This window comes from Kitasatospora sp. NPDC059973 (assembly GCF_042737525.1).
Lineage (GTDB): Bacteria > Actinomycetota > Actinomycetes > Streptomycetales > Streptomycetaceae > Kitasatospora.
The window spans coordinates 1-6,548 of the sequence record NZ_JBHWUI010000272.1; the positions used below are offsets into that span (position 1 = coordinate 1).

Annotated in this window: 4 protein-coding genes; 1 reads left to right on the forward strand and 3 read right to left on the reverse strand. The window is 73.9% G+C overall.

The features are described 5' to 3' along the window. Positions 1-111: 111 nt before the first annotated feature. Positions 112-1,752 (reverse strand): replication-relaxation family protein, encoded by a 1,641-nt coding sequence (locus ACFWA9_RS37375; protein ID WP_380393698.1) that lies wholly within the window; start codon positions 1,750-1,752, stop codon positions 112-114. Between the two features lie 702 nt (positions 1,753-2,454). On the opposite strand from ACFWA9_RS37375, the gene ACFWA9_RS37380 reads away from it, so the two are divergent. Further along, a complete protein-coding gene (locus ACFWA9_RS37380) occupies positions 2,455-3,342 on the forward strand; it encodes a replication-relaxation family protein (RefSeq protein ID WP_380393700.1) in 888 nt (295 codons plus the stop codon). 234 nt (positions 3,343-3,576) lie between these two features. Here ACFWA9_RS37380 and ACFWA9_RS37385 read toward each other — a convergent pair whose 3' ends face one another. Both ACFWA9_RS37385 and ACFWA9_RS37390 read right to left on the reverse strand, forming a co-directional pair. Next, positions 3,577-5,295, reverse strand: coding sequence for a hypothetical protein (locus tag ACFWA9_RS37385; protein ID WP_380393702.1), 1,719 nt, complete (start codon positions 5,293-5,295; stop codon positions 3,577-3,579). A 229-nt stretch (positions 5,296-5,524) separates the two neighbouring features. After that, complete coding sequence (locus ACFWA9_RS37390) at positions 5,525-5,725, reverse strand: hypothetical protein (RefSeq protein WP_380393705.1); 201 nt, start codon at positions 5,723-5,725, stop codon at positions 5,525-5,527. Positions 5,726-6,548: the final 823 nt, after the last annotated feature.

The window sequence follows — 6,548 nt, forward strand, 5'->3', positions numbered from 1 at the left end:
GGCCGATGGCCTGCCGCCCCGGGCCTTGTCGCATCCGGGCCTGGAACTGGGCGGGTGTTCGCACAGGTCACGGGGCGCGACAGTCCCCGCGACAGAGACCGGCGGGGCCGCTCAGCGGCGGTCCTTCGCAGGGTAGAGGGTGGTGTGCTGGACTCGGAGGTTCCACCACGGGTCGGCCGGGGTGGAGACGCGGGCGGCCAGCGTCTCCCGCAGGGTGGGCAGCGGAAGCACCAGCGGACCGAGTTCCTGGTCTCCCCGGTCGCTGACGCAACTCGGGCACTCCAGCCGGTTCGGGCCGGCCTCCTCGGTCAGCTCCAGGAACGAGCCCGCCTTCCCTCCGATCGAGCCCCGGCACGTCCAGCACCGGCGCAGCTTCGCGTTGGCCGCGCGGGCCGCCTCGAGCTGCTGCTTGGCCTTGGCCTTCTTCTCCTTCTCCCGGCGCTCGAGGTCCTTCTCCTCGCAGTCCCAGCAGCGCCCGCCGGGGCGGCGGGTCCACCGTAGGCGCCCCTTCGGTCCGTACTCCGAGGTGCTCTCCTGCAGTGGCACGTTCCCGCAGTCGGCGCAGGCCAGTGTCTCCATCAGGTCGCGGTGGTCCTGGCGGCGCTTCTCCTCACGGGCGGCCTGGCGCTCGTCGTACGCCTCGCGGGTGTCCGGGCTCTCCAGCGCGTCCAGCAGGGAGTAGCGGGCGTCGTTGCGGCCGTAGCGCCACCAGACGGGGCCGAGCGGGCCGTGCTCGGCCAGCAGCTCCAGCGTGGTCGCGATGACCGGTACCGCGTCGTCGTACTCGCGCCAGCCGTCGCCGTCCGCGTTGTCGTCGCGCCTGGTCCACCAGCCGCCGCCCCAGGCGTCGCGCGCCAGCGCCGACACCTTCTCCTGACGGTTGGCCAGCGCGAGGGGTGAGGCGTCGGTGACGACCAGGGCGACGGGCGGGTAGCCGGGCCGGGTGTGGCCGGGCCAGTCCCGCAGCCACCAGTGCACCATCCGGTCCGCCGGCTCCTCGTCGGCCAGGGCCGGGTCGTTGCTCTTCACCTTGGTACGGAACAGCTCGCGGTAGGCGGTGAACTTCCCCGCCAGCCGCTCGGTCGACAGGGTCGAGCGGTCGACCTCCACCATCAGCACCGGCACCCCGATCTCGGGGGCCTGCCACACCGCGTCCGGGCGCACCTTGCGCCGGCCGCCCGGCAGCACGTACTCGACCTCGGTGGCCCAGTCCGCGAGCCTGCCGACACCGCCCGGAGCGTCCTCGGCGGTGCCGCCCAAGACGAACGCGGCGATCGTCTCGTTGACCGCCATCGCGTGCTGCGCACCTGTGCGCCCGGCGCCCCGGGCCGTCGATCCCATCTCCGAGCGGAACAGGCCCAGCACCTGCCCGGCCGCCTCCAGCCCGGCCGTGCCCTCCAGCCGCCACGTCTTGTGCCCGGTCTTCGTGTTGCCGTCCGAGGCGACCAGGTTGTGCAGTGCCAGGTCCCGCAGGCCTTGGCGGATCACCGTGTTCGACCCGGCACCGGGGCGCAGCAGGCGCTGGAGCTGGTCGGCGGTGGCGACCTTGAGGACGCCGAGCGCGCCCAGGACGTCCTCGCGCAGCCGGGCGGTCGAGCCGTTCGGCCAGAGCCTGCCGCGCCGGTAGGCGGTGCGGCCCGGCCGGTGCCGCCAGCCCAGCCTGTCCGGCTCGGCCGGATCGGCGGCGTGCTCCTGGCCGTCGGTGTCGTGCGCGCTGTCGTAGGTCGTCGCGGGGCGCTGCGGGGTGCTCACGGGCTTCTCCCGGGGTCGGCGGTGAAACTGCTCTGCTCCGAGGGATATCCCGCCGCTCCGACAGCCGCCAGTCCCTTTTCCACCCCATCCCACCACCCGGCCCGAAAGGGCCCGCGCCGCGCGCCGCTCTCCCCATTCCGCGCGGCCGGCTCCAGCCGGACGCAGAAAATAGAAAGCCCCCCGCAGGTGCCGAACCCAACTGACCAACCGACAACTACAACAGCAACTACAACAGCCAAAGCAGAAAGACGGGAAAGAAGGGTTGTCAGAACCGGGGACCGGGCCCGATCCGGGCGCTGAGCTGCCCGTTTTCCTCACCTGGGCGCGAGGAAGCCGGTAGGGGCAGTGGCAGGGGAGACGGCAGGGGCGGCGGTAGCGCACCGTCGAACTAACCAGGCCATCAAGGTGCCGGTGAGTTTCCTTGATGGCCCGTCCAAGGAAACTCACCGGCACCTTGATGCCATATCAGTGCAGGTCACAGACGTGCGATCCAAGGTTCTCACCAAGGTTGGATGGGACGGGATGGCGGACGGGTTTTCGGACCGGTTTTCGGACCGGCTAGGACCCGGGATACCTTGGAACGCGTCGTTATGTAATCGTTATACCTTGGATCCCTTGATGGTGAGAAATCCGGTGAGTTTCATGGGGTTTCATCTCTCCAGCACGGGAGCGGCCCGTGCTGGAGATCCGAGGAGTGCATCCGTGAACGGGGAACTGGAGACCGACCACGACGTCCTGGTGACGCTCGCCCGCTTTACGCTGGCCACCGCCGAACAACTCCACCAACTGCACGGCGGGCAGGCCGGAATCAAGCAGACCCAGAAACGCATGGACCGCCTCCACACCGCGGGTCTGGCGGAATTCGTCACCCTGCCGCAGGCCGGACGCACGAAAGCCTGGCACCTCACCGAGCAGGGCGCAGCGGTGACCGCGACCTTCCCCGCAGCCCGCCGCCGGGACCTGGTCGCCGCGCCCGAGCAGACCGCCCTGCGGTACGGCCGTGGCCACCTCCTGGCGCTCGGCCGCGTGCACTGCGCGTTCGTCACCGACGCCCGCACCCGCGGCGAGGGCTGCGGCCCGGCCGACCTGGTCCCCGCCCCCGAGCACCATCTGGACCCGGCGAACCCGGCCGGGCTCGCCTACCGGCCGGCCGCCGAGCTCGCCTACACCGCCACCACCGCCAGCGGCCGGCGGCGGCTGCGCGCCTTCGTCGAGCTCCACCGGCCGAGCGCGGGCATCGAGCAGGCCGCCGAGCAGCTGGCCGCCTGCGCCCGGCTCTGGCACCAGCCCGGCCCCGGCGGCGCCGGCCGGGCGCACGAGCGCCGCTGGCGGACCTTCCCCACCCTGCTGATCGTCCTCACCGGCACGGCGGCCACCTCGGTCACCACGGCGGTGGAGGACCTGCTGCTCGCCGCCGAGGAGAACCCCGCCACCGCCGAGCTGCTCGCCGCCGTCCGGGCCGGCGCCGCCCGCCTCGAGGACCTCCTCCAGCACGGGCCCGCCGCCCGGTGTGGCACCCGCTCGACGGCGAACGGCGGGCGCCGGTCGGCTGGACCCAGCTGCAGGCCTGACCCGCCCCCTCACCTTTGATGCCCTGCCCGGAGGACCGGGCGGGGCATCAAGGTATCCGGCAGTCGACCGTCACCAATACTTTGACCTGGGGCGTCGCCCCCTTCCAAGGTTTTCAGAGCTGGCCGCAGGGACGTCTCCAAGGTTTCCGGGAGGCTCTCCAAGGTTCCCGGCGGGGCCTTCCAAGGTGAGCATCAAGGTGTGCAGCCGGGGCACGGGGTGACCATCAAGGAATCGGGCCCAGACCCGGGCCGGTCAGCTCCGGCGCCACCAAGAGCCCGTCCGCTTCTCCTCGACGGCTGCGGCTTCGGCGGCGGCCCGCGCCCGCGCGGCTTCCGCCTGTGCCCGCTGATCGGCTTCGGCCTGGCGGCAGTCGTCGCACAGTCCGTCGTCTCCCCAGACCCCGGCCCGGACCATGTCCGCCCACCGCTGGTCGGAGAGCTTCGCCGAGCAGCGACCGCAGGCCGGGCGACGGCGCTCCCGCTCGGCCGCATCCTCGGCTTCCTGCCGAGCGCGATCGGCTTCCCGCCGCTGCACCTCGGCCGCCGCGCGCTCCAGCTCCGCCTGCTGCCTCTCGCGCTCCGCCCCGAGCCGCTCGGCCTCCTCCCGCTGCCGGCGCTGCCCTGCCAGGGCCGCGAGCTGGCGCTCCAGCAGCTGGTCGCCGTCCTCGTTGTCCAGCGCGTCGGCGAGGGTGTGCCAGCCCGGCCGGCCGAAGCGGATCCACACCTCACCGTCCGCGCCGAAGCGGCGCAGGTGCGACAGGGTGGTCGCCACCACGGGCAGCGCCTGGTGGTAGTAGCGGGCGGTGACCCCCTCCTTCCGGACGGCCAAGGGCGCCCAGATGTTCTCAGAGGCCGCCTCCACCGCCTCGATCCGGCGCAGCAGCCGCTTGTCGTCGCGTTCCTGCTTGGCCTTCTTCTGCGCGGGGGTGAGCGGCTTGTCCCCGGGGCGGCGGCGCTTGCGGCCGGCCTCCAGGACGAGGGCGACCGGGGGCAGGCCCTCGCGGCCGGTGGCCGGGTAGAGGGCCGACCACAGGCGCAGGGTGTTCACCGCAGGCCCGGGCTTGGCGAGGGAGGCCTCGAAGTCCTTCCGATTGACGCCCCGGGCGGGCAGCTCGCACCATGCCCGGTAGGTGATCAGCTTCTCCAGTAGCGTCCCGTTGCCCTCGTTCTCCCGGTCGACTTCCACCAGCAGGACCGGTACGTCCGCGCCGGGGTCGCGCAGCACCAGGTCCGCGAACAGGGCGCGGCGGCCGGGCAGTCGGTGCTCCACCTCCGTGGAGAACGCCTCCAGGTGGCCGATGCCCGCCTTGGCGAGCAGTCCGGCAGTGGCCACCACGTCCAGGGCGTGCTGGGAGTACGCGGCAGCGCGCTTCTCCCGTACGGGGCGGGCCGCGGCGAGCTTCGCCCCGGCCGGCAGGAGCGTGGCGGCGTCCCGGCGGCCGGCCGGGGTCAGGCACCACAGCTTCCGCCCGTCCGGCAGGCGCAGCTCCACGCGGACCTTCCCCGCATCACGCAGGTCGCCCAGGGCGTCGCGGATGGAGCGGTCGCAGCGCTGGTGGGGCAGGACCAGTGACCACAGCTCCCTGGGGGTGGCCCGCTGGAACAGGCCGAGCGCCGCGAGCACGCCGCCCCGCACCGGGGCCGTCGATCCGCGCTTCCACTCCCCCTCCTTCTTCTCCGTGCTGCTCCGGTCTTCGACAGCGGCAGCATCACGGAGGCGAAGGAGAGGGGAGGGAGAGGAGTTGTCACCACCGCCCGACCCCCTTATCCCCGGCCTCTGGCCTGCGGTTTCGGCGGTTCCGGGGGTGGAGGGCGTGGAGGTGCGGGCGGAGGAGTGCGTGGGGGTGCCGGTGGAGGTGCCGGGCTGCTGGTTGTCCCGCCCGGACTGGGCCTGCGGCGGCCGGGCCGGGAGGTGGCCGTCGGCCTGACCGTCGCCGTCGGGGCCGGGCTGGGTGGGAGCGGTGGTGGACATCGGGTCGGCCTTCCGCGAGGAGCGCGGCCGGGGCGGGCGCGGTGGCCGGCCCCGGCACCCGGGCGGGCGCCCGGACGCGGCCGACCCTGCACCCCGCCCCCTTGTCCTCCGTCTGGCCCCGCGGGTTGTCCCACCCCTTGACCAGCACGTTGTCCCGCCCGATTCGTCCCGGTCAGGGGCCTTGTCCTCCCGGTTTGTCCGTGACCGGGATCACGGCCCCGGCGCCCGGTCAGAGGTCGTGGACGTGGGCCTGGAGGATGCTCCGGGCGGCGAGCTCCGGGGTGTCGTGCAGGGCGGCCTGCTGGGTCTTCGGGTCGCCGAGGAAGTAGCCCTCGTAGACCGCGACCCAGCCGTCGCCGCCGTCCAGGCCCCGCTCGACCCAGCCGACCGGGTAGCCCTCGCCGAGCACCACCATGACGTTCGGCTGCACCGTCCAGCCTGACAGCACCCAGGCGTAGCCGAAGACCGCGGGGTCGAGGGGGGAGGTGGACGTCCATGCTGCGGGGCAGGCCGCGCTGCAGCGGATCGCGCGGCACCCTCACCGTCCCGGCGGCGGGCTCGGCCACGCGCGGGCCGATCCACCCGTCGGTCCGGGGCGCCGGGCGGTCGGCGTCGGGGGTCCGCGCGGCGGTGGCCGGCGGCACCTGTCGGGCGCTGCGGAGCGCGTCCAGGGCCTCGCTCCAGTCGTGGTGGATGCGGGGCCGGCCGAGGTCGCCGATCAGCGGCTCCGTCCGGCCGTCGGCGAGGTGCAGCACCGCGATCCAGCCGCCCGGGCCCCACGGCCCGCCGCCGAGCAGCGCCGCCCAGCCGACCCGGACGCCGTGGTGGTGGAGCTGGTGAATGCCGGTGGCCTCCAGCGTCGACCAGGCCGAGGTGGTCCAGCCCGGGCCGAAGGTCAGCGAGAGGTCGTCGGTGCTGTCGGGCGGGCCGAAGCGGCGTACCGGATCGGAGGCGGCGCGCAGCACCGGGTCGGGCTGCAGGCCGGTGTCGTCGGGGTGCGGAACGGCAGCGGCAGCAGCGGGGGCCGGGCGGACCGGGGCGGGCGCCGGGGTTTCTCCCCGGGGCGCAGCGGGCGCGGTCTCGTCCCGTTCGGGGAAGGGCGCTGTTTCGCCCCGGGGGACAATGCCCGTCGAGGCGACGTCTTCGGCGCTGTGGGCGGCGCCTTGCCCGGTGGTCGTTTCGCCCCGGGGCGATTGGCCGTCGGGCCGGTGGTCCGGATCCGGGAGAGTGGCGGCGGGTGCGCCGGCCGGCGC

Bases quoted from the DNA above. Each gene is read 5' to 3' on its own strand.
- ACFWA9_RS37385 (WP_380393702.1), bottom strand. From the start codon at position 5,295: ATGTCCACCACCGCTCCCACCCAGCCCGGCCCCGACGGCGACGGTCAG.